The organism is Alicyclobacillus sp. SP_1 (genome assembly GCF_024706985.1).
Taxonomy (GTDB): Bacteria; Bacillota; Bacilli; order Alicyclobacillales; family Alicyclobacillaceae; genus Alicyclobacillus_I.
The window spans coordinates 1-21,349 of record NZ_JAMCCX010000012.1; the positions used below are offsets into that span (position 1 = coordinate 1).

General features: G+C 46.1%; 22 protein-coding genes and 2 pseudogenes. 13 read left to right on the top strand and 11 right to left on the bottom strand.

All coding sequences use genetic code 11. The features are described 5' to 3' along the window. Positions 1-169 precede the first annotated feature (169 nt). Positions 170-391: pseudogene (locus tag M4I36_RS02445) on the top strand (M48 metallopeptidase family protein); the annotation flags it as partial. Positions 392-435: 44 nt separating this feature from the next. On the opposite strand, the gene M4I36_RS02450 reads toward M4I36_RS02445, so the two are convergent. From M4I36_RS02450 to M4I36_RS02470, 5 genes are read right to left on the bottom strand one after another with little or no spacing between them, the layout of a single operon-like run. Then, positions 436-1,023: a hypothetical protein gene (locus M4I36_RS02450; RefSeq protein ID WP_258110078.1), complete on the bottom strand. Its 588-nt coding sequence runs from the start codon at positions 1,021-1,023 to the stop codon at positions 436-438. 32 nt (positions 1,024-1,055) lie between these two features. Further along, positions 1,056-1,277 carry a YdbC family protein gene (locus M4I36_RS02455; protein WP_258110079.1) on the bottom strand — a complete coding sequence of 74 codons (222 nt, stop codon included), beginning with the start codon at positions 1,275-1,277 and terminating at the stop codon, positions 1,056-1,058. 14 nt (positions 1,278-1,291) lie between these two features. After that, positions 1,292-4,228, bottom strand: coding sequence for a type I restriction endonuclease subunit R (locus M4I36_RS02460; RefSeq protein WP_258110080.1), 2,937 nt, complete (start codon positions 4,226-4,228; stop codon positions 1,292-1,294). Further along, on the bottom strand, positions 4,225-5,445 hold the full coding sequence (locus tag M4I36_RS02465; protein ID WP_258110081.1) for a restriction endonuclease subunit S: 1,221 nt from the start codon (positions 5,443-5,445) through the stop codon (positions 4,225-4,227). The genes M4I36_RS02460 and M4I36_RS02465 overlap by 4 nt, the downstream gene beginning before the upstream one ends. Beyond that, positions 5,438-6,919 (bottom strand): type I restriction-modification system subunit M, encoded by a 1,482-nt coding sequence (locus M4I36_RS02470; RefSeq protein WP_258110082.1) that lies wholly within the window; start codon positions 6,917-6,919, stop codon positions 5,438-5,440. The genes M4I36_RS02465 and M4I36_RS02470 overlap by 8 nt, the downstream gene beginning before the upstream one ends. A 190-nt stretch (positions 6,920-7,109) precedes the next feature. Between M4I36_RS02470 and M4I36_RS16975 the strand changes: the two are divergent. Together M4I36_RS16975 and M4I36_RS16980 are read left to right on the top strand one after the other, a co-directional pair. Then, positions 7,110-7,294: pseudogene (locus M4I36_RS16975) on the top strand (winged helix-turn-helix domain-containing protein); the annotation flags it as partial. Between the two features lie 318 nt (positions 7,295-7,612). Next, the gene (locus tag M4I36_RS16980; protein WP_483860615.1) at positions 7,613-7,999 is read left to right on the top strand and encodes a restriction endonuclease; all 387 of its coding nucleotides are present in this window, start codon (positions 7,613-7,615) and stop codon (positions 7,997-7,999) included. Between the two features lie 145 nt (positions 8,000-8,144). On the opposite strand, the gene M4I36_RS02480 is transcribed toward M4I36_RS16980, so the two are convergent. Next, positions 8,145-8,798, bottom strand: a complete 654-nt coding sequence (locus M4I36_RS02480; RefSeq protein ID WP_258110083.1) for a hypothetical protein — start codon at positions 8,796-8,798, stop codon at positions 8,145-8,147. A gap of 465 nt (positions 8,799-9,263) precedes the next feature. On the opposite strand from M4I36_RS02480, the gene M4I36_RS02485 reads away from it, so the two are divergent. Both M4I36_RS02485 and M4I36_RS02490 read left to right on the top strand, forming a co-directional pair. Further along, entirely contained in the window at positions 9,264-9,848 is a 585-nt protein-coding gene (locus M4I36_RS02485) for a recombinase family protein (RefSeq protein WP_258110084.1), read from the top strand. A gap of 173 nt (positions 9,849-10,021) precedes the next feature. Then, positions 10,022-10,318: a hypothetical protein gene (locus M4I36_RS02490; RefSeq protein WP_258110085.1), complete on the top strand. Its 297-nt coding sequence runs from the start codon at positions 10,022-10,024 to the stop codon at positions 10,316-10,318. A 141-nt stretch (positions 10,319-10,459) separates the two neighbouring features. Here M4I36_RS02490 and M4I36_RS02495 read toward each other — a convergent pair whose 3' ends face one another. Next, positions 10,460-10,825 (bottom strand): hypothetical protein, encoded by a 366-nt coding sequence (locus M4I36_RS02495; RefSeq protein ID WP_258110086.1) that lies wholly within the window; start codon positions 10,823-10,825, stop codon positions 10,460-10,462. Positions 10,826-11,121: 296 nt separating this feature from the next. Between M4I36_RS02495 and M4I36_RS02500 the strand changes: the two genes are divergently transcribed. The 6 genes from M4I36_RS02500 (at position 11,122) to M4I36_RS02525 (ending at position 15,052) form a co-directional block, all read left to right on the top strand. Continuing rightward, positions 11,122-11,637 (top strand): RNA polymerase sigma factor, encoded by a 516-nt coding sequence (locus M4I36_RS02500; protein ID WP_258110087.1) that lies wholly within the window; start codon positions 11,122-11,124, stop codon positions 11,635-11,637. Beyond that, positions 11,618-12,376, top strand: coding sequence for a hypothetical protein (locus M4I36_RS02505; protein ID WP_258110088.1), 759 nt, complete (start codon positions 11,618-11,620; stop codon positions 12,374-12,376). The genes M4I36_RS02500 and M4I36_RS02505 overlap by 20 nt, the downstream gene beginning before the upstream one ends. Positions 12,377-12,652: 276 nt before the next feature. Next, on the top strand, positions 12,653-13,333 hold the full coding sequence (locus M4I36_RS02510; protein ID WP_258110089.1) for a VOC family protein: 681 nt from the start codon (positions 12,653-12,655) through the stop codon (positions 13,331-13,333). A 147-nt stretch (positions 13,334-13,480) separates the two neighbouring features. Further along, entirely contained in the window at positions 13,481-13,900 is a 420-nt protein-coding gene (locus tag M4I36_RS02515) for a DUF4275 family protein (RefSeq protein ID WP_258110090.1), read from the top strand. A gap of 82 nt (positions 13,901-13,982) precedes the next feature. Next, on the top strand, positions 13,983-14,426 hold the full coding sequence (locus M4I36_RS02520; protein ID WP_258110091.1) for a GNAT family N-acetyltransferase: 444 nt from the start codon (positions 13,983-13,985) through the stop codon (positions 14,424-14,426). 155 nt (positions 14,427-14,581) lie between these two features. Continuing rightward, positions 14,582-15,052 (top strand): hypothetical protein, encoded by a 471-nt coding sequence (locus M4I36_RS02525; protein WP_258110092.1) that lies wholly within the window; start codon positions 14,582-14,584, stop codon positions 15,050-15,052. Positions 15,053-15,217: 165 nt separating this feature from the next. On the opposite strand, the gene M4I36_RS02530 is transcribed toward M4I36_RS02525, so the two are convergent. Next, entirely contained in the window at positions 15,218-16,129 is a 912-nt protein-coding gene (locus M4I36_RS02530; protein WP_258110093.1) for an ATP-dependent DNA ligase, read from the bottom strand. A 122-nt stretch (positions 16,130-16,251) separates the two neighbouring features. Here M4I36_RS02530 and M4I36_RS02535 point away from each other — a divergent pair, with 122 nt between their 5' ends. After that, entirely contained in the window at positions 16,252-16,524 is a 273-nt protein-coding gene (locus M4I36_RS02535) for an HU family DNA-binding protein (RefSeq protein ID WP_258110094.1), read from the top strand. A gap of 934 nt (positions 16,525-17,458) precedes the next feature. Here the strand turns inward: M4I36_RS02535 and M4I36_RS02540 are convergent. Both M4I36_RS02540 and M4I36_RS02545 read right to left on the bottom strand, forming a co-directional pair. Then, positions 17,459-18,001 (bottom strand): hypothetical protein, encoded by a 543-nt coding sequence (locus M4I36_RS02540; RefSeq protein WP_258110095.1) that lies wholly within the window; start codon positions 17,999-18,001, stop codon positions 17,459-17,461. A gap of 457 nt (positions 18,002-18,458) precedes the next feature. Beyond that, entirely contained in the window at positions 18,459-19,175 is a 717-nt protein-coding gene (locus M4I36_RS02545; RefSeq protein ID WP_258110096.1) for a hypothetical protein, read from the bottom strand. 393 nt (positions 19,176-19,568) lie between these two features. Between M4I36_RS02545 and M4I36_RS02550 the strand changes: the two genes are divergently transcribed. After that, the gene (locus M4I36_RS02550; RefSeq protein ID WP_258110097.1) at positions 19,569-20,309 is read left to right on the top strand and encodes an SDR family NAD(P)-dependent oxidoreductase; all 741 of its coding nucleotides are present in this window, start codon (positions 19,569-19,571) and stop codon (positions 20,307-20,309) included. A 156-nt stretch (positions 20,310-20,465) separates the two neighbouring features. On the opposite strand, the gene M4I36_RS02555 is transcribed toward M4I36_RS02550, so the two are convergent. Further along, entirely contained in the window at positions 20,466-21,032 is a 567-nt protein-coding gene (locus tag M4I36_RS02555) for a hypothetical protein (RefSeq protein ID WP_258110098.1), read from the bottom strand. Positions 21,033-21,349: the final 317 nt, after the last annotated feature.

Consider the following 21,349-nt stretch of genomic DNA (forward strand, 5'->3'; position numbering starts at 1 on the left):
ATGAATGGGTTGTTGCAAGGCGGTATTTCAGCCGAGAGTCTATGGCTAAACTAACCGGCAACGACGAACAACAATTGTTGGCGCCAACGTCAGTTTTGCATAAATAGCAGACACTGAGTAGTTGCACTCAATTTACACCACTTGACGGGACACTACCAAACGCCAACAGGCACGTTGGGGTAGCTGTACAAAAAACGGCACTATCAATATCAACTGGCGAATACTGATGGCACCAATGCGGATTGTCGATTATGTTGTTGTTCACGAACTGGGGCATATCATTCATGCAGACCATTCGTCTGACTTCTGGACAGTCGTTTCCTCAGTTATGCCCGATTACGACGAACGTAAAGAGTGGCTGCGTGTGAACGGAGCTACGTTGCAACTGTGACCGTGGGTATGGTGTATTCGTAGTCTGGATGCAAGGGCACTCTATTAGTCTCGACTGTACTGGGAAACAAAACGAATAAAGTCCCGGCCAAAATCGTTCATCGTAAACCGCAACGCCGCCGGTTCCGTCAAAGTGCTCCATGTCTTTCCCGGTTGAACAAGTTCGGTGATTAGATTCTGTGAAGCCAGCCGCCGTATCGAATGGACAACCATGTGTTCCGGTACATCTTTGGCTTCGAAAAATCTAAACAAACTCAAGAGATAGTCATCTTGTGTTTGATCGTTTATTAAATAGAACTCACTTAGTACAGTTAAATCAAAAGCAGTCAATGACTCTAGGATTGAAAGCAAATTGTCCTTGTAATCATAATCATGAAAATCAGTGATCAAGTGAACCATCGCATTCTTCCACTGGTCAATCTTGTCCATGTTCGACTCGCGCCTGAACCGTTCCCATATGGAAAAGAAATATCCCAAGTTATTAGGATCATCCTGAAGCAGAGCCACATCCACCTTTTCTTCAAGCAGCTTTTCGCATAGCTGTTCAGCCTTAGTTCGATGAAAATTTTGGTATAAACTTGTCCCGGTTTGAACGGTGGACATAGCCAAACTTACTAAATCAAGCGCATTCATAATTGTCCCCCAGTCACTACTTCCATCTAATCTTACAAATCCATACGGTTAAGCAGTTCCCGTAGCTGAATCAACTCGTCTTTACTTAACGTGATGCCCTTCCCCATTTTTTCGTGTTCGGGTGCCCATTCGCGAATATCATACTTGGCTTCATTATCGTTCCAAGACATGAAATTCAACTCTTTCTTCCAGCCCTTTGTTGATTCAGATAAGACGCCTACTGTTTCTTTGATTTCAAATTTGATGTCTGCCAATGTCACAACCTCCGTTATGCTTTGAAATGTACCTTCGCCAGATTCATGATTTGCTGTGTGACCGCCTCTAGTTTGTCCGATGGACACTTGGCGGCACGTAGCTGTCGTTTGATACGGCTTCTCATCTCACGCTGAACGTCCTCTTTGGTCGTCCAGTCACGTATTTTCTGCAATGCCGAGACATCCTCAACAACGATTTGCGTCAGGTCGGTCAACTGCTCGTCGTCGTAACTGTCCGACGAAAATTCTACACGCAGCAGGTCGTAGAATGGGCGTTGCTCACGAACGATACCAGACACCGATGGCCCGGTATTGTAACCTTGTATGTCGTTGCGAATCAACTCTTGAAGGTGCAAAACTAGCTGAACCGTTTCCATCCTATGTTCCTTCCAGTCGGCAATCAACTTCTCCAGCTTCTCCTTGAGCGACATGTAATGAATAGGATTTTCGTCCAGCTTGACACGAATCTCATGGCGAATAGCGTGCTCCATTTCAGACGCCTTCGCTTCGTCTGACGACATACCGTCGACGTAGTCAGTGAATCGACTGCTAAGAATATCAATCGGGTCGTGTAACACTTCAATAGCGTTGGCTCGGACGTGTTCCTCGATGAGTTCCTTCACCTTGGCCCCGCAATCAGAAATATCCATTTCCTCATCACGATACCGCTGTCTGGCTGCAAGACGAACCTTCCCCATAAACTTTAGGTCGTCACGATATGGGTTGGCCAATGGACTCGGCATCACCAAGTCCATGCTTTGTGCGAACCGCTTGAAAGCCAGATCGAATTCCGTCCGAACGTCCTCTGGTTCCAGTACCTTGATACACGCCTCAAGATTGTCCGAATTTACATGGTCAAAGAAACGCATCGCAGCACGGTGGCGACTCTGTAGCCGGGGCAGCTCAGATTCAACCGGCATCATCACGCCACGAACATCCTTCTCATGAAACACATCTAACGCCTGTTTCAAGAACGCCGAGACGCCGTAATAATCCACAATCAGCCCATACGTCTTTCCGTCATAGGTACGATTGACACGGGCAATGGCTTGCAGCAGGTTGTGTTCACGAAGTGACTTATCGAGATACATGACCTGTTCGATTGGTGCATCAAAGCCTGTCAGTAGCATGTCGCAGACGATGATGAACTTTAAATTATCGTCAGGATTCTTGAAGCGTTCGATGTATTGCTTCTGTTGATGATCCGGCAAATGAAACTGCTTCATCTCATCCGAGTCATTGTTGTTCCCTGAGATAATGACAACGGATTCAGGGGCATTTAACTTGTCCAGCGTCTGCTTATACAAAATGGCTGTTTCTCGATTCACCACAACAATTTGAGCCTTGAAGCCGTTCGGTGCAATATGTAGTTCAAAATGCTCGATGAGGTCTAGGCAGATGGCTTCAATACGCTTTGGGGCGGCTGTAATGGCCTCTGTCGTCGCGTATCTTTGCTTAATGCGCTCTCGGTCGTCCTTATCATAGTTTGCGAACATACGGTCAAATAGGGCGTCCAGAGAACGCCCTTCAATCTGAAGGTCCGGCATACGGCTATCGTAGAGAATTGAAACGGTGGCTCCGTCATCAACCGCCTGTTGAATCGTATAAGTGTCTATGTATGTTCCAAACGTCCGCGTCGTACTTTTGTCTTTTTTATCAATGGGTGTGCCCGTAAAGCCAAGATAGCAAGCATTGGGCAACGCTGTACGCATGTTCGTCGCCAAACCCTTGTATTGAGTGCGGTGGCTTTCGTCAACCATCACGAAGATGTTGGAGTCTATGCTGAGAACCTTGTCGTCCTCGGATTCAGCTTCTTGGAACTTCTGAACGGTGGTCATGATTGTCTGACCTGAACCAAGACGTAGTAGATCACGTAAGTCAGCCACACTGCTAGCCTGAACAGGGTTTGGGAAGCCACACCGTTTGAATGTAGCGGCAATCTGTGAATCCAAGTCCTTACGGTCTGTAACGACCACAATCGTCGGATTCCCTAACTTGGACTGACGACGGAGCTTGACTGCTAGATACAGCATGGTCAGCGATTTACCTGATCCCTGAGTATGCCAAACGACGCCACCACGGTCATCCTGTGATTCAGCGTTTATGACACGATCAATAGCTTTGTTGACGGCACGAAACTGTTGGTATCGTGCCAACTTCTTGATGGTTCGGCCACCTTCTGGTTCGTAAACAATGAAATTCTGAACCAAGTCGAGCAGATTGCGTTTGGTCAGCATTCCTGCGACTAGAACATCCTGTGGATTTACTTCGTCTGTACCTAGGTCTACGACCGTCATTGGATACGGGTCTTTCCACTCACCATAGTGACGTAGCTTTGCTCCGACCGTTGCATACTTAACCTGTTGGCCACATGTGCTAATGAGGATTTCGTTGAAATAAAATAGGCGGTCTGCATCAGACTGATACCGCCCCAACTGCTTGACACCTTGAGCGATTGGATTGGTGACGAACGGACTTTTGCATTCAATCACTACGAGTGGCAATCCGTTCACGAACAGAACCACATCAGGGATAATGTTCTCAATCACGCCACTAACTTTGAACTGGTTGACCACAAGAAATTCGTTGTTGTCGACGTTGTCAAAGTCCATCAGACGGACGGTCTGATTCTTCTTGCCACGTCCCAAGTCCTGTTCGACGGAAATATAGTGAACAAGGTCATCGTGGATGGCTTCATTGGCTTCCATCAGACTTGCTGCTTCGACGTGCGTGATGTCACGCACAACTTTTCGCAAGTTGTTGTCGTCGATCCACGGGTTAATACGCTTAATGGCGTCACTAAGACGCTGCTCAAGAACAACGTCCCGTAGCGTTTGGCGTTCACCCTCAAGATAGGAACCGTGAATATAGGTATAGCCCAACCGTTTTAGTTGTTCGATAACACGGTTCTCGACCAGTTCCTTCTCGTTCCAATCCTGCGTGGTCGTCATACGGACACCTCGGACGGTTCATCGACGTTGACACGGACTTTGCCTGTTAGGAGGACTTGCATCAAACCTTGTTTGGTTTGCTTCAGTTGTTCAAGACATTTTTTCTCGCCTGCTATTCTGGTAGCAATGGAAGATACGGTTTTCGTTATTCGATTTTGTTCCTCAATAGGCGGTATCGCCACTGGAATCCTACGCAGGCTGTCTTGAGTCAATTTCAACCTAGTTGCCCCTTGGATAGCCAGAAATGGGGTAATGTCACGGTGCTCTAAGAAACGGTAAACCCAATCATTGGTCACCATTGACTTCGCCCTCATTACATGGGCATGGTTGTTCACCCAACTCTTTCCCCGTACCAGAGAGGTCATTGACCAACTTCTAAATTTCTTGAAATGGTCGCCGTCCTCTCCAATGAGGACAATGTCTTCGTCGAACAACCATTTATCGATGTAGTCAACAACTTTGGTCGCTCCGTAGTACGGAATATCCCCGTGCATGGTTTCCCGTTCCTTCTGACTCAGAGGAACTCTTTTGTTGTCAAGAATATCGCAACATTCCCCAATGGTCAGCACGTCCCACTCCGCCGGAATCTCGCCAATTTCCGTCTGCTTGAACGTCTTGTGACCGACTCCCTTTGTAAACAACTGCTGCATCAATCCACGTTTGACGACTTCAGTATGGTCAATGATGCGTTGTGTGGCGTCAATGGCATCGTCGACGGAAGTGAGGATGGTGGCAATTTTACGTTGCTCGTCGAACGTCGGTAAAAGTATCGAGAACCTCTTCACAAGTTGCTGACTGATATTGGGTTGTGCTCCACCTGCACCCAACTCAACTAGAGCACGCTCGTTGTGTTGCAAAACGTAGTACAGATACTCATAGTCAAGCTGCCATTCATTAGGGATTATTGCACAACATGCTTGGTTGGTTGCCGCCTCCATAGCAGTAATTGCAACCTTACCAATTGTCGCTCCATACATAGCAACCAGAACGGTTTTAGGGGGCAAAAGTTTAGCGGAGGACTTTTTTAACGCCTCCTCCGTAATCTTCTCTTCTGTTTGGCTAACAAATTTCCGCCCCAATTCCCCAGTTTTTATCCACGGAATGGTACCGTCAGTGTAGAAGGCAGGATTACTCCTACTTGGTGTTCCACCGCTTGTTGTTCGAGCAACTTCCTCAATAGGAGACAGTTTCCACTTTGGAGGAATATTGTTACTCACCGTAGCCCAACTCCTTCAGGTAACCGTTCATCACGAGTTCCACCTGACGACGTTCTGCCTCTAGGCGTCGCAACTCGGCAATGGCGTCTTCGACATCAATCTGTTCCTCTTCGTCCGTAGCGTCGATGTATCGGGCAATGTTCAAGTTGTAGTCGTTCTTACGGATTTCGTCTAAATCCACGATACGGCAATATTTGTCCACGTCCTGCCACGCATCATAAGCAGTAACGATTTTCTCAATATCCTCATCACGCAAGAAGTTTTGGTTCTTGCCTTCTTGGTAGTCATTTGCCCCGTTCACGAAGAAGACCTTGCGACGGTTGTTAGTGTCCTTGTGACGGTTGAACACCAGAATACACGCTGGAATACCCGTTCCATAAAACAGGTTCGACGGCAAACCAACGACCGCTTCCAGTAAGTCTTCTTCCAAAATTCCCTGACGAATTGTACCCTCTGCACCACCACGGAACAAAACACCATGTGGCATGACGACACCCGCTTTGCCTTCGTGGTTCAACGTTGAAATCATGTGCTGAACAAACGCCAAGTCACCTTTGTCCTTGGGTGGCAGGCCGAAACGGAAACGTCCATACCCGTCTGACTCCACATCCTCGCGTCCCCATCCCTTTAAGCTGAACGGCGGATTCGCAATGACACGGTCATACAGCATCAGTTCGCCATCTTGAACCAACTTTGGGTCACGTATGGTGTCGCCCTTTTCGATTCGATGGTCACTAAGCTCATGTAACAACAGGTTCATTTTGCAGATAGCCCACGTGTTCAAGTTCTTTTCTTGACCGTGCAAAGTCAGGTTACGTGGATTGCCACCCGTGGCCTTGATGTAGTCAACCGACTGAATCAACATACCGCCCGACCCTGCCGTTGGGTCACAGATGCGCATACCTTCCTGCGGCTTGATTAGCTTGACAATCAGTTCAACGACTTTCGATGGCGTGTAAAATTCTCCACCCTTTTTTCCAGCGTCGTCGGCAAACTGTTTAATCAGGTACTCGTAAGCACGTCCTAGCATGTCTGGTTCGGACAGATTGGCGTTTGATAGGTCAATCGCACTGAAATGCTGGATTAACCGTGACAGAGTGGCGTCTGGCAGACGTTCCTTATCGTTGAAATCGATTGTGGCCAAGACACCTTGTAGCGTCGAGTTCTCTTGTTCTAACAATTCAAACGCGACGTTAATCGCATTTCCAATATCCTGCGTGATGGAGTGTATGTGTGACCACCGTGCGCGTTCCGGGACGAAGAATTGATGTTCATCGTGGTCGTACCAACCGTAATCGTCACCTTCTTCACGCTGGATTTTTTCTGCTTTCTCAACGAATACATCATTGAGACGCTTCAAAAACAGCATACCGAAGATGTAGTTCTTATAGTCTGACGAGTCGATACTGCCGCGTAGTATGTTTGCAGATTCCCACAGATGGGATTCGAGTTGTTGTAAGGTGAGCCGATTCATATGTTGCCTCCAATTGTCTTCAAGACCGTACTCATAAATTCCCAGTTTCTATTCTATATCAAATGGGCCAATAGAGTAATTGGCAACACAGTCCATACGTTTCAGGTTACTGTAAAGTTTTGTACAATGTTGTCAACGTATTGGAAATTGGAGGTGGAGCAACGTGTCCGTACCCGATTATCAAAGCATCATGCTTCCGTTGTTAAAACTAGCCGAAGATGGACAAGAACATAAGCTGAACGATGCAATTGAAACATTAGCGTCACAGTTCTCTTTGACGCTACAGATCGTAAGGAACTATTGCCAAGCGGCAGACAAGCCAAGTTCGACAATCGTGTTGGTTGGGCACGGACGTACTTGGTCAAAGCCGGACTGCTAAACAGCACTTCGCGAGGAAAATTCCGTATTTCCGAACGCGGAATCGAAGCAATGCGTAGTAACCCACCTGAAATTAACAACCACTTCCTACGCCAATTCTCTGAGTTCCTTGAATTCCAGAACGGCACGTCTACCGATGAAACAGTCCTGACAAGTCGCGGTCAAGACCTTGACAGGCACGAACAAACTCCAGAAGAAATTCTAGAAGCCAGCTACTCAGATTTGCGCAGGGCTCTGGCAGATGAATTGCTGGAACGCATCAAAGGATGTTCACCTAAGTTTTTTGAACGTCTGGTAGTCGAACTCGTCGTGGCAATGGGCTACGGTGGTTCTCGAGTTGACGCGGGACAAGCGATCGGTCAAAGCGGTGACGACGGTATCGACGGTATCATCAACGAAGACAGACTAGGGTTGGACATTATCTATCTGCAAGCCAAACGATGGGAAGGCACTGTAGGTAGACCAGTCGTTCAAGCATTCGCCGGAAGTCTGGAAGGTCAACGGGCACGTAAGGGAATCCTGATTACGACTTCACGTTTCTCACAAGAAGCGAAAGAGTACGTCACCAGAATTGAAAAGAAAATTATCTTGATCGATGGAGAACGGCTGGCTGATTTGATGATTGACTTCAACATCGGAGTCACGGAAGTAAACAGTTATGTCGTTAAGAAGGCTGACCTCGACTATTTCGATGCTGGTTGACGCCAATCGAAGTGAGAATTCGCCGTAATTTCTTTAATCGATTTGCCGCTTTGGCTTGGCCTTCTTGTACTCATTCCGGGGGCTCGTCAGGCGTGTGTGATAAAACATTCGCATCAATCTTACACGTTAGGACTTGGGCTAAAACTTACTCCAAGCCTGATTCTTGGGGGACCAAGTACGCTTTAACAAGTGCCTTGAACAGGTCTGCAGTTTCAAAATAATCGTCAGCCAGTAGGGGTACGTTCCAAGCCTCATCAAAATCATTCACTGGATGCACCAACATCGTCCGATTCTCATAGCAAGTTGCAGCATACTCAGCCATGCCACAATAGACAGGCAAAGCCTCAATCAGGCGATCAAAAGTATCTTTGAGGCTAATTCCTTGATACTTACCGTTCAACCGCTTCTGATGCAATTTGACTAAACCATCAAGTGCAAAGTACATCTGGCTAGTGGCTTCTTCTTGAAAGGCTCGATATTGAAACAGCATTGTGGACTTCACCCAAAGCGACAAACACCGTGTCAATACCTCTTCACTACGGACGATGAGTTTGTAAAGATATTCAGGACGGTGCTCCCCATATTCATAGTCCGCTAGAATATACTTCTGCTTGTCCGATTTAGGAAAACCAGTCTTGCTGTAATGAGTGTCCAGCAATTTGTCTACAATAGAATTCAACTGGAAAACTCCAGAGTCGACAACACAGCCTATTTCCTCTTGTGAAATCATCTCAAGCGGTTCGTGAGCTAAGAATGTATATGCCCCATTTTTCAAAGCCAAATTGACCGCCGCAATCATTCTGACCTCTTGCTTGAGCATCCACCCTAATTCGTCTCCGCTTAACCATCGATGGTTATTCATGTCTCCGTACAAGCAAGTTACGACGTACGGTTGCCCATGATAAGAGACGTACGAACAGTTGTATGTGTGTACCGGGCTTTTCGGGTAAACAAGGTCTTTGCCACACGTAAGGCGTCGAATAGATACAGATGGAAAAGATGCGTCCTTCAATCTCGCAATCCTCAATACCTTATCCCCTATAGATTCATTTAGAAGAATCATAGCAGAAACGTCATGAAATAGGACCATTCCACGGTTGCCGATGTTCGTTACCGTTTGAGTAAAGTCATCCAGTAACGATTGTAAGAAATTAACAACCACAGTAACGACAATGGATTTTCGATGTCCGTTCTGTTACCGTTTATGTGTTACCGAAAATAATGATATAATGAGTACAACAACATACGGAACGAGGTTTTGCGAATGGCCAAGTTGGCTTACATAAGGGTTTCCTCCCAAGACCAGAACACAGCCCGGCAACGAAAGGCGTTAAAGGCGGTTGGTTGCAGAGTCTTTTACGAAGAAAAATTGTCTGGTGCGACGATGGAACGCCCAGAACTGCAAAGACTGTTGCTCGAACTGCGGGAAGGCGACATTGTGTATGTTCACGAAATCAGCCGTCTCTCGCGGTCAACGAAAGACCTATTGGAGATTATTGAACAAATCAAGTCTAAGCGTGCAGGGTTGAAGTCGTTGACCGAGACGTGGCTGGACACGTCCAGCGAAAACCCGATGAATGAATTTCTGTTGACGATATTTTCCGGACTTGTGCAGTTTGAACGGGCGATGATTAAGCAGCGTCAACGTGAAGGAATTGAAATTGCCAAAAAGGATGGAAGGTTCCGAGGTCGTAAACCTGAACTGATTAGCGGCGGTAAAGCAGAACGCCGTCTGCGGGAAATCGTCAAGGCGTACAAGGAAGGGAAGTCGGTACGGCACATCCGGGAAGTCTACAAGGTCGGCACAGGCACGTTGTACAGGATACTTGAGCGTGAGGGGTTACGTTGAGGACGGACGCGGGGCGTTTTCACATCCAGTAAAATCGCGACCCACCATCTCAGATTGTCTTCACTCAGCAACCCAGAGTTCTAACTGTCCGACGTCCAAATCCTGCTGTACTCGAATTGCAGGTCTAAACCAACGATGCTTCTTGCGGGTTTTCATGCCTCATAAGGAACAGTATGGGTGCCATTCACTTTGCGAATGGGCAGGTCTACCACATAGCGAGTCTCTTTGCACTTTGGATGGACATGGTATTATTAGGAATAAGAACACCACGTCAGGGTGAATGGGGGATTTGCATGCAGGTTGCAAATGCAGGGTTCATGGCATTAGGGATTCTGGTTCCAATTTTGACGGTGATATTTTGGATAGCACTTATGGTTGCAGTTTTCCAGATGCGTAACTCGATGCAAAACACATCCGTCAAACTTGATGCCATTTACAAACTCTTGTTAGAAAACAAAAAGTCAGAATGAACCTAGGGAGCACATGTGGACGAATGGCATGGCTCCTTCTTTACACAAAGAGAAAGGGCATGTAGTGAATGGTTGTATGTTCATGCAGTCGACCAGACACTCTTGCTATGTCGTAAAAGGGCAGAAGAGCGACACTAATTTTTACGACTTGTTACTTGTGACTTTTTCGGCATTCGCCCGTACATATGAACCGTCTTTCAATTGAACGGCGACAGATTTGCTCGTGTCAACGCCAGGAATCTCATATAGCTTCGTTGCATCATTGTCGTTTGTTCCCCAGCCAGATGGACCTTGGGAAGTCGTGTCTGATCCTTGAAAATCAAACAGTTCTCTCCCCACCTTTGGTACTTTTTGTTCCGTTATTAGATACTGAATACTTTCTGTAGTTGAACCGAAAAACACAGAATTTGATACCTCGTGTCCACCACTGGGGGCATCTTTTGGAGTTTGTCCACATCCAGTCAAAAGTAATGTAGCAAGCATTATTCCACTGACTAACTTCTTCACGCTGCTTTCACCTCACAAGATTAGACGCTTTACGCAAACCTTTCGTTACTGCGTTACCGGGGACTGACCAGGAAGAAGGATTTGCTCCCATGTGTGCATAAATATCTAACGAGGAATTATTTGGATTCTGTCGCTAGGGGGCAGAAATATCCCATAAGAAACCGACAGGTGATGGGTTGTTGAGAGATCGCTTTTCGTGAGAAAAGTTGGTCATTCAACAACTTTTGTTTTTGTTTATGGATGTTCTGTAATCAAATTTGGTTTTTCACGTCTACTATGTGAGCGGGGTGAAGGACGTGGATGAAATTGAGCAGTGGTTTAGGCAGTATAGCAGCGATGTGAAGACCTTCCTTGTCTATTTTCTACGTCGGACAGATGTAGACGACCTGGTTCAGGAGACTTTTATTCGGGCGATGCGGGGTCAGGATAAATACAGACGACACGCTAGTCCCAAAACATGGCTGCTAACCATAGCACGCAACCTGGCGGTGGATGAGACTCGACGAGCGAAGCACCAACAGCCTGCACAGGTAATGAGTGATTTTCCTGATTCACATCCTACCCCAGAGGATGCGGCGGTATTGAACGATGAAATGCGAATCGTCATGGCGGTTCTGTTAGACCTTCCCCAACCGCAAAGGGAAGTTGTTTTGCTTCGAACAATGATGGGAATGTCCGTTTCCGAGACGGCAAATATTTTGGGATGGACGAAAACGAGAGTCGGTGTGACGTTTCATAGGTCACTCAAGGCATTACGAACCAAATTGAACACTGATGAAGGAGGCGGATTCCATGAGATTGAGCGCGCATGAGGTAGAAATTATGGAAAAGATCAACCACCTGCCTCGGTTTGAGATTACGGAAACTTCACAAGAACAAATCCTTCAAAACATCGCCATGTCTGTGGGTTTCCCACGAGCGGGCAAACATGGCACCCCTATGATTCGGCGCAAGTTGGTCATAGGATTAGCTTCATTGTTCGTTCTTCTTGGAACAACCGTGTCCGTAGCTAGTGCCAATGGGATGTTATCTAATATCATCGGCAAGTTTAGACCAGCGTCTCACTCGGGTATTTTAACAAGTATTGAATTCCAAGGGAGTCAGAGTAATCCCTTTGGGAGTGAGGTTGCAGGAGCATTTCAATCTGCAAATAGTCTTGCGCAGCTGCATATGTTGTTTCCGTCGTTCCCCAAAATCACTTTACCTGGATGGAAGATAGCACCTCCACTCGGAGGACAACGTTACAGTGGTAACGATGAGTGGGTAAGTATTTCAACAAGTTCTGGAATTACCGTCAATGCCTATCATGATCTGACAAGGACGATGGTAATCGACGGAATGTCGGTTACATCCCCTCAAGTAGAGACTACGACGATTGATGGTGTCGAAGCTAAAATATTCGTATATCACGCGGGAACTGGAGGCATCTCGTATATTGTCTGGAAACGTGGCTCATGGACAATTGCATTAAACACGTTGAGTACAAGCAGGCGCGAACTACTGACAGCCGCACAAACGTTTGACGAGCAGTTCAAAAAGGGACTGAATTGACTCCAGAAATTCGCGAGGAACAATGCATGCAGACCTTGAATCAAACTTCGGTACCATAAATTTTCACCCTAATGACATCAGATGATGGACGATTCGAGAACACAGGATCGCCCTTAACGATGCATGGATATACAATGGCAATGTGACCAATGATCTGTCGCACTCGGGCAGTTAAACGCAGTTGCGGTGGTCTTATGACCAATGCCGTATAGACGGTATGTTTCTACTGTGGGATTGCGGTCGGAGCACACAGTAAGGAAGAGGGGAGCAGATTTTATGAAGATTTCCGAACTTCAAGTGGATACTCACCGCTTGGACGAAATGTACGCCTTTTATGCAACAACATTGGGATTTAATGTACTTGATGTGGGCAACGATTTTTTTGCGGTGCAAATTGGATATACTCGTCTAATATTTAGAAGAACGAACAGTGACGTGACGCCATTTTATCACTATGCGTTTAACGTCCCATCAAATCTCCTATCGGACAGTATGGAATGGTTGGCTGCAAAAGGCATTGAATTCCTTACCGCCGGTGGTGACTCTCTAATCGACCAAGGGACATTTTGGAACGCACACTCCTGTTACTTCCACGATCCTGCGGGTAATATTGCGGAATTCATTGCTCGCCATTCCTTAGCAGACTCTTATTCTCCTGAGTTTTCGGTTGCCGAAGTTATGGGGGTATCCGAAATTGGTTTACCAGTAATTCATCCTGAAAATGTCGTCGGTGAACTGACTCAGAATTTCGGACTGAGTACATTAGACGATGGCGGTTATCCCAATTTCGTGGGGATGGGATCGGACGAGGGGCTTCTAATTGTTGTTGATTACGAGCGACCGTGGTTCCCTACAAGGGAGATGGCTGTTCAAGCACCGATCTCAGGGAAAATTGAAACCGGGAATAAAGGATTGTGGCAATATCGGAATGGATTGTACCACTTTGAATCATTTTGAAGTGTTTCACGATGTCTGTTACAAGTGGGGGCATGTATCCCAGAAGCAACACCTTCAAAAATGTATGAACATGCAGAAATGGACACCCTGTCCTTGCTGTATTAGCGGACAGCTTAGTTGAAAAAGGAAATCGAGATGAGGGATACTTTGAGTTTGACCGACTCGTTAATGAAAAATGGAATTGTTGTCACTGTGTATAAGGTACAAGGTATAGAATTACGGCACCGATGGGAACAGGAATTTGCCCAGGATATCAATCGTTCGGTAAAGAAGTCGATATATTTCAACGAATTCTTGTGGCATGTATTTAGCTACGGGAAGCTGCCCTGTTTAACGAATGATAAGGCGATAAGTGCTTTCGAAAATGAAAAGAAGCAAGATTGCTACGTATTTTACCAAAATGATGATGTTGTGTATCAGTTGGAAAACGCCGAAGGACTCAGAGCTGAAGATTTTTCCAAGGAAGACGACGTTTATATCGTCGATACGGGCTTCAACTGGACATACGTTCAAACTCATGAGAGTGACTGCGGACCTTACTTTTACAAGTCAACCTTGCGTCGTTAACGAGAGAGTTATGTGCAACATCGATTCAATCAGTAAAGCCAGCATAGTCAGTTGAAATGTAGCACAACGAGGAGGGATTCAATTGGAATACAAACCTTCTACGAGTTTGGATGTGGAATCTGACTGGTATCAGAGTATGTGTTCATTGCATAGCACCATCTTCAAAAACCAAAGCCCTGATTCGATTGAGGAAGAACTACGTGCAAGACCCAATTTCCTTATACTTGTTGCCTTAGATAAAGACCAGGTTGTAGGATATAAAATCGGTTATCAAGATCGTAAAACTCGGTTCTACAGTTGGCTAGGTGGCGTGTATCCAGAATATCGAGGTCAAGGGATAGCGTCAGAACTTATGCTGAGACAACATGAATGGTGCAAGAGTCAAGGATATACCGCAATACGAACTCAAACCAAAAACAAATGGAGAGACATGCTGATTTTGAATTTGCGACATGGCTTTGATGTTGTTGGAACTTATACTGACGAAAAGGGCGAACCGAAAATTATTTTGGAGAAACGCTTTTAGCCGAACATGAGTCTTGAACATAAGGGACGAGACCAGAACAATTTGGTCTATCCGTATTTGTATGATTATTCAGTTCACAAAGGCTCGCTGTTGCTGCAGTAAGGGACAGGTTTCCGACAGAAGAATTGTGTCATTGGAAAAAGGGGGGAGACGCTGTGAAGAACAGTCGACGATATGTCATCAGTGGAATTACCATCATTCTTGCATTGATACTTTATTACGTGATTGATTACGCAGTTGTTGCTAATAACGTGCGAAGCCATGTCAAATCTGCATTGTCGACAACGGTTCAATCAGTTGGGCAGTTGACGCCATCTCAGTTCAAGTCACTTGTACCTGCTGGGGTTACCCAAGAGCGGCTATTCATGAACTTGGATAATCGATGGTTGGTTGTGGACCCGAACAGTGTATTTGTAAAACAGCGAATTGAGTATCTAACCTGGTCGGAATTAAATCAAGGCTCGTCATCACCAATTTGTTTGATGAACATCGTAAGTATGAGTCTTGTTCCAGGAAACACATCGATGATGGTGAGCACTGATGTTCGCTTCGTGGGACCATTTGGCATTCCTCGTACGATTTCAGTGATCGAAACTCAGTCAGTCAAGGAATTTCCGATCCAGTGAGGGAAAATTTTTACTGAACAAACGGGGGCAAATGCGACACAAAAGCGCATTACTCATTATGAATAAACATGAATACAAATGTATGAACTCCGCAAAACTTCATCGCACACATTCGACTACAGAACCAACAATCAAAAACCAGCAACGTACAAAGAGTGCCAATGGTCAACTTACCCATCGGCACTCTTTCGGGTCTTTGTTGAACTGGAATCCCTTAAACGAAACTGTACGCAACTGATGCCTTTCCGTCCGCTCCAAATACTGTACTCGGCAGCAAAGTCGTGGCTCAATCCACTGAACTCCGCTGTCAAACTCAGTTTGAATCCCTTTCGCAACCATCAGGAAAGCCTTCTTTTGATCCTGTGACATTCCGTACTCCACTACGGCCACAGGTTTATTGGTCATCGTAGGGAAATGCAAACCGACGACTAGCCCAAACTGAGGCTCTGTACGATAGCCAAGAATGACCGTGTCAAGCTGTTTCCAATTCTTTATCTTAATCCAGTCAGCCGACCGCACGCCCGGCTCATATAACGAATCTCGACGCTTTGCAACGATACCTTCCCAATTACGACGCTCAGTCTCTGCCTTCAGTGCAATGCCGTTGCCCTCGAAAAATGGCGTGCTGGTCAGTTGGTCTGATGGTTCAACAATTGAGTGCAACACGTCCTTGCGCTCCATTAACGCTTTGTTCGTCAACACGTCACCGTTGGCGTACAACACGTCGAACGCTACGAAGGTTGCCGGATGCGTAGACATTGCACGTTGTATCTTGTGTGATTGCGTCAGCCTCCCACGATAGGCGAAGTCATCGAACACAGAACGTCCGTCTCTGATACACACACCCTCGCAGTCGAGGATGGCCGATTCAGCTTTGATGGAGTCACGAACCGCTTCGAGCTCAGGAAACTTTCGCGTCACGCAGTTTCCCTGTCTCGTATATGCCTCAATTCTGCCACCTTGTTTGTGAATCAGGATTCGCCAGCCATCCCATTTCGGCTCAAATATATAGTTTTCATCGTCAAAGGCTTCGTACCTCATGGTCAAAAGCATCGGTTCAATCGATGTAAATATCATGTTATGTCACCTTGAACAATCATGACAAACCAAGTTCGAAGCTACCATAGGGGCTTTTTGGTAGGTGCTAAATTTCGAGTTTTGTCATACCTGTTCTGAGCGTTTGAGGAGGCGATGTCAAAATGAACAAAGCGAATTTGATTGGGAGTATCGCCGTTGGATCGGGCGTTACGCAGGAGGTTGCGGCTAAGATGCTGGCATCCTTCGAAGATGCTGTGACCAAGGCCATTATCAATGGGGAAAGGGTATCACTAAGGAACTTTGGAACTTTCGTAGTTAGAGAACATTGCGCACGTCGTCGACGCCATCCTGCGACAGGAGAACTTATGGATAGCAAAGCGTTTTGCACGGTACGGTTTGTTCCGAGTGCTGAACTCATGTTTCGGTTGAACTAAACTAAAGGCCGTCAGACAGAAATCTGTCGGCAAAATTTACGTACAATCAAGGACGGATGCGCTTTTTATGGAGTCTAAATTACTCACACGCCTTTACACTATTCACGAACGGTAATATTCAAAGCACCCTCGTCTTTGGCTGAGAACTGCCCATCCGCCGCCGAGTGACTGGTATGAGAGAGGCTTGCACAATACCTTACGACAGCCAGTGTCAATGCAGGACGAAGAATAGTATCGCCTGCTTATCGAATGGCTTTGGGCTTTTCCACTCTAAATGCTAAGGAACGACAGCCCCGCATAGGGCTCAAGAATGATCAAATATCTGAGTTTCCACCGTGGAATACGCTGATAGATTTCAATCGTCCAAGCGCAATTCAGATTAATTCCTTACGTTCGGATATTCGACTAAGTTACCGGGTGTTTGGATTATTCTGTGCGTCACAAACTGTTCCCATTGCTTCACCTCTGATTTGTCAGTTGGGCGTGGAGGGTATCCATATTTAGTAAGTTGCAAATTGGAGGCTGTTAAAGGATTGAAATCTCTGGGTGGCAAGTTGATGATGCTCTCCCCCCCATCCATCTCATATTCGTACGTACTAGAGCCATCTCCATGATGGATAATGGATGTTGGAGGATGGGAAATGTGAATACTTGCGAATGTAGTGTTTGAAGTGGCGTTCTTGGCGTGTCCATGACTCGTGAACAGTAAACCCAACACCATTGAAACTGCTATACCGCAAACTGTAACAGTCATCTTGTAGCCCAACATAATCACCTCGACAAAATCAAGAACCATAATTCACTCAGAAATTTTCGTGAATGACTTGGACGGCCCCCATCCTGACAAGTCACAGAACGTTACGGCTTCACGCTCCACTCTTGTTTCCTAACGGTCTGTTGGCTTATGTGTTGTCTTGACGACAAGAAAAGGGATTTAACCCTGATGCGACTGAATATCCCTTTTCCACGTTCCAAGCAGCCATGTGTCGAGTTCAGGCGAGTATAGACGTAATTTTTGTGTACTATCCGCAGACTGAAAATCGATATATCCTTGAGCATATTTACACACGGTTGAGCTCCCTGTTGTTGTACAGGTGTTTGCAGGCTGAATCAAAATATCCATCCCATCCGTCAGTTGCATAACGAGCGTTGTCGGACCTTCGGACGGCATCGGTTGATGTGGATTTTCGTTACCCACCGCTTGGGCTGTGCGTAACCAGCCAAGCACTTTTTGTAGAACTGTTCGATCATGTGCTGAAGTTGGTGTCAGGATAGCTGAACCATTCGGATTGGGAATATTTAACGACACTCTAGCAACTTTGATTTCACTCAATGTCGGCGCAGTCATTGACGATGGTTGAATTACAGAACTTCTGGCCAACTTCGACCCATCCACGAACTTGCTGGTATTTGAAACGGTTGAACAACCAGTTATGAATAGTACGATGGCTAATACCGTTACCGGGAACAGCTTCACGTGAATCACCTCCATGTAGCATAGACGCACGAAGTGTTCTCGCCGTTTCATATGGATGCAACCAAATACGCTATCCGTTAGCTCGGGTGCCCCCTTGTTCGCTGGTCAGCGAGAATTGTAGACATTCGTTCGACATAAGCTAAATCAGGGGGGTTGTCCGTGTCTGTACGAACGAGATGTGCATTCTCGATGGCTTGTATTTCTCTCGTCTACTTAGGCTATTTGTACTTTCGTTGGGCAATGTATTGGCTCACTGGTGGACAACGAAGTTGGACAATGTTTGATGTATTCCCGTTCTTTCACTTCCGTTGGCTTACAACTTTCACCAGTCTGCTCAACACAGTTCTACTTATCACCCTTTGTGCTTGGGTTATTTGGGGTGCGTTATTCATTTTGGATGGCATCCAAAATGAAAAGAACTAGTTTTTCAATAGGATGCCAACCGAGAACTCCGTTCTCATTTTTGCATCACCCATCCTGCATCGGATGGACTCCGAAAATCAGTAACTTGTGTTGCAATGTACTCATTGGGAGGGCCGATCAGAACAAATAACACGGCATCTCCTTGATGAATTACGGAAGTAGCTTGTGACGCTCCAAAGCCATTCATGGATACCTTCGTGTAGGGTGCGAGATGAATCGAAACCAGTTCATTAGTGGCTTTCATGGCACGGCTGTCATGCGTTGTTTGACTGTCATACAGAACCTTTTGAATAACCATGCGACTTGAATTGATGGACTTCACGATGCCCGCAAAGCCCTGATCTGGCATGCTCTCCATGATTTGACCTGTATTCGTCATAACGGACATGTCTTCTCCGATGAACAAATCGAGCGTATCTCCGTTACTTTGCCAGTGATCAGATGAAACGAATTGTCCAGCCGGAAGTTTGACTTTGACTTCTGCCTTATGGTTCATGCTACTTTTCTTGATTTCCGTGACGTTCTTCAGCACTGCATACGATGGACTCCCCGTTTGTATGGACGCAATGGTTCCATCTATCTGAGGGTCGAATGCTGCAGGTGCCGATGAGGTTCCACCGTTTGGTGCGGGCACTTGAGCAGTTCCGCACCCTACAAGCAAGAGCGAACCAAGCATCATCAATACCAAGTTGCTTTTCACACGACCACCGCCTCTTGAAACCAGACGCATCAACCATGCTAGCCGTTGCATGTAGTCGTTCATCCTGATCTTGGCAATAAAAAAAATGACACAGAGGTGAAATCATGTGCTTGAAATCGGCTCTCTACGAGGGTAACAGTTCCTCACCACGGAACTAGAGCGTGAAGTTCTTTGAACTACTAATTGAGGAACCATCGAAGGCACAGCGGTAATTTTGTTCTTGTCCGAAGGAACCCTTCTTTTGCTTTTGGATACAGTTCTTCGGGATGAGTCTAAGGCGAAATGTTTGTGATCAATCTGACGTTATAAAGTTGTAACCTGTGCCTATTCCGTGCAGATTGGACATAAACCTGTATGGTGTAATATGGATGTGACCGAACCTTGTTGACCGAGCAAACTAACAGCTCAAAACCTTCTATCACAGTGTATAAGGAGAGATACATATTGAACGGAAAGGTTGTACTTGTTACCGGCGGTGGCCGTGGAATTGGTGCAGAAACAGCGAGAATTCTTGCCAGTCGAGGTGCGGCAGTTGTCGTTAATTATTTGTCGAACAGTGAAGCAGCCAATTCGCTAGTGGATGAACTCACGAAACGAGGCAGTCAGGCGTTGGCGATTCAGGCCGATGTTCGCGATGAAGAGCAGGTTCAACACCTTGTCAGCACTACGGTCGATAAATTTGGTCGTATTGACGCATTGGTGAGCAACGCTGCGATGAGTTTTGTCCGCAAGCCATTTTTAGAAATGAGCTGGTCAGAGTTTTCCCCGAAGCTAAATGATGAGTTAAAAGCTGCGTTCACGTTGACTCAGGTTGTACTACCTCACATGATCCAAAACCGTTATGGGAGAATTGTTTATGTATCAACGGGCTTAGCCAACCATCCACAAGTCCCATTCATTGCGCACGGAACAGCCAAGGCAGGACTAAGCTCCTTCGGGAAGTATATTGCCAAAGAGTTTGGGGCGCATGGAATCACAGCGAATGTGGTGTCACCCGGTCTTGTCGAGACGGAACGTACACAATTCCAGACAGAAGAATTCAAAAAAAGAATGTCAAACATGACCCCACTCGGTCGTATTGCGAAACCGGAAGACATTGCCCGCGTTATAGCGTTTTATGTGAGCGATGACAGTCAGTTTATGACAGGTTCCAACGTATCGGTTGATGGTGGATTATCTCTGTAACCGTGGTACAAACAACTACGGTCAGTGTCGCGGAATTTGATTCCGATGAAATAGGTTGGCGTTTTAGTTGCTGAAATGGCCTTCTCAAGCAAGCCTTGTTTATCATTACCTGAACCCCCGCCACGTTTTAGGCCGTTGGCGGGGGTTCGTTCAGTATCAATCATCAAAATCATATCCCCTGCTTCCGTCATCCTCTTTAATTTTGCACAACTCTCTCACAATTGGAATAAACGCCTTTCCTTGTCCCTCGTTTAACCACGCCAGTTCCCTGACCAATTCCTTCGAAGCATCCCGCTCCACAAAACCAAATTGCTGAAAAGCAATACCTGCTTCCGCACTTTTCACTAAAAGCTTCAGCACCTTGTGTGGCACCATCGCGTCTAGGAAAGACTCCTCCCCGTTATCCAACAGCCTTATGTACTTTGCAAGCGCAGCCCCTAGCTTGTCAGCAAGGTCGTAAACCCTTACCCGCAAGTCCTCCATCGATTCGTCATTTGACTCGGCTTCATCCGGTAGGTACCCGGCCAACACCATCATGCGGTGGACACTCGCCCCCGGAACATGCGGCGCAATTTTGCGCAGAAACTTAGGGGAGATGTTCTCCCCACCCAACACTCGATAAAAGTAGCTGGCACTCATTTGGGCTTTCTCTGCGACAAATTTGCCCGTAGTTCCGTGTTCATCGAGTAAACCTTGAACGTACTGCTGAACGGTCATAGTCATGTTCGCCACCCTGTTGTTAAAGTTACCTTTTAGTTCACCAAATTCCAGAAACGATCAATTTCGAGCAACTATATTTTACTCCTAAATTCATAGGTTTGCGACAATAAAGTTATGTATTTGTTCATCAAAATAGAAAACAAAGTATTTATACTTACTAAAAAGTAACTTTAATATGTCGTTTTTGTTTATGACAAATGTCATCAATAACATTTTACGTATCTAAAAACAAACACCAGTTGAAAACTATACATTACCTTTAAGTAACCAACAATTAGATACATTCACAATCAGATGAACAAAAAGGTAATCATCTGTCA

Coding starts and splice junctions, on each gene's coding strand:
- M4I36_RS02555 (WP_258110098.1), bottom strand. CDS start 21,032: ATGACTATGACCGTTCAGCAGTACGTTCAAGGTTTACTCGATGAACAC.
- M4I36_RS16980 (WP_483860615.1), top strand. CDS start 7,613: ATGGGCTACGGTGGTTCTCGAGTTGACGCGGGACAAGCGATCGGTCAA.
- M4I36_RS02485 (WP_258110084.1), top strand. CDS start 9,264: ATGGCCAAGTTGGCTTACATAAGGGTTTCCTCCCAAGACCAGAACACA.
- M4I36_RS02450 (WP_258110078.1), bottom strand. CDS start 1,023: ATGAATGCGCTTGATTTAGTAAGTTTGGCTATGTCCACCGTTCAAACC.
- M4I36_RS02535 (WP_258110094.1), top strand. CDS start 16,252: ATGAACAAAGCGAATTTGATTGGGAGTATCGCCGTTGGATCGGGCGTT.
- M4I36_RS02470 (WP_258110082.1), bottom strand. CDS start 6,919: ATGAATCGGCTCACCTTACAACAACTCGAATCCCATCTGTGGGAATCT.
- M4I36_RS02490 (WP_258110085.1), top strand. CDS start 10,022: ATGGGTGCCATTCACTTTGCGAATGGGCAGGTCTACCACATAGCGAGT.
- M4I36_RS02480 (WP_258110083.1), bottom strand. CDS start 8,798: ATGATTGCGGCGGTCAATTTGGCTTTGAAAAATGGGGCATATACATTC.
- M4I36_RS02505 (WP_258110088.1), top strand. CDS start 11,618: ATGAGATTGAGCGCGCATGAGGTAGAAATTATGGAAAAGATCAACCAC.
- M4I36_RS02530 (WP_258110093.1), bottom strand. CDS start 16,129: ATGATATTTACATCGATTGAACCGATGCTTTTGACCATGAGGTACGAA.
- M4I36_RS02460 (WP_258110080.1), bottom strand. CDS start 4,228: ATGACGACCACGCAGGATTGGAACGAGAAGGAACTGGTCGAGAACCGT.
- M4I36_RS02545 (WP_258110096.1), bottom strand. CDS start 19,175: ATGCAACGGCTAGCATGGTTGATGCGTCTGGTTTCAAGAGGCGGTGGT.
- M4I36_RS02510 (WP_258110089.1), top strand. CDS start 12,653: ATGAAGATTTCCGAACTTCAAGTGGATACTCACCGCTTGGACGAAATG.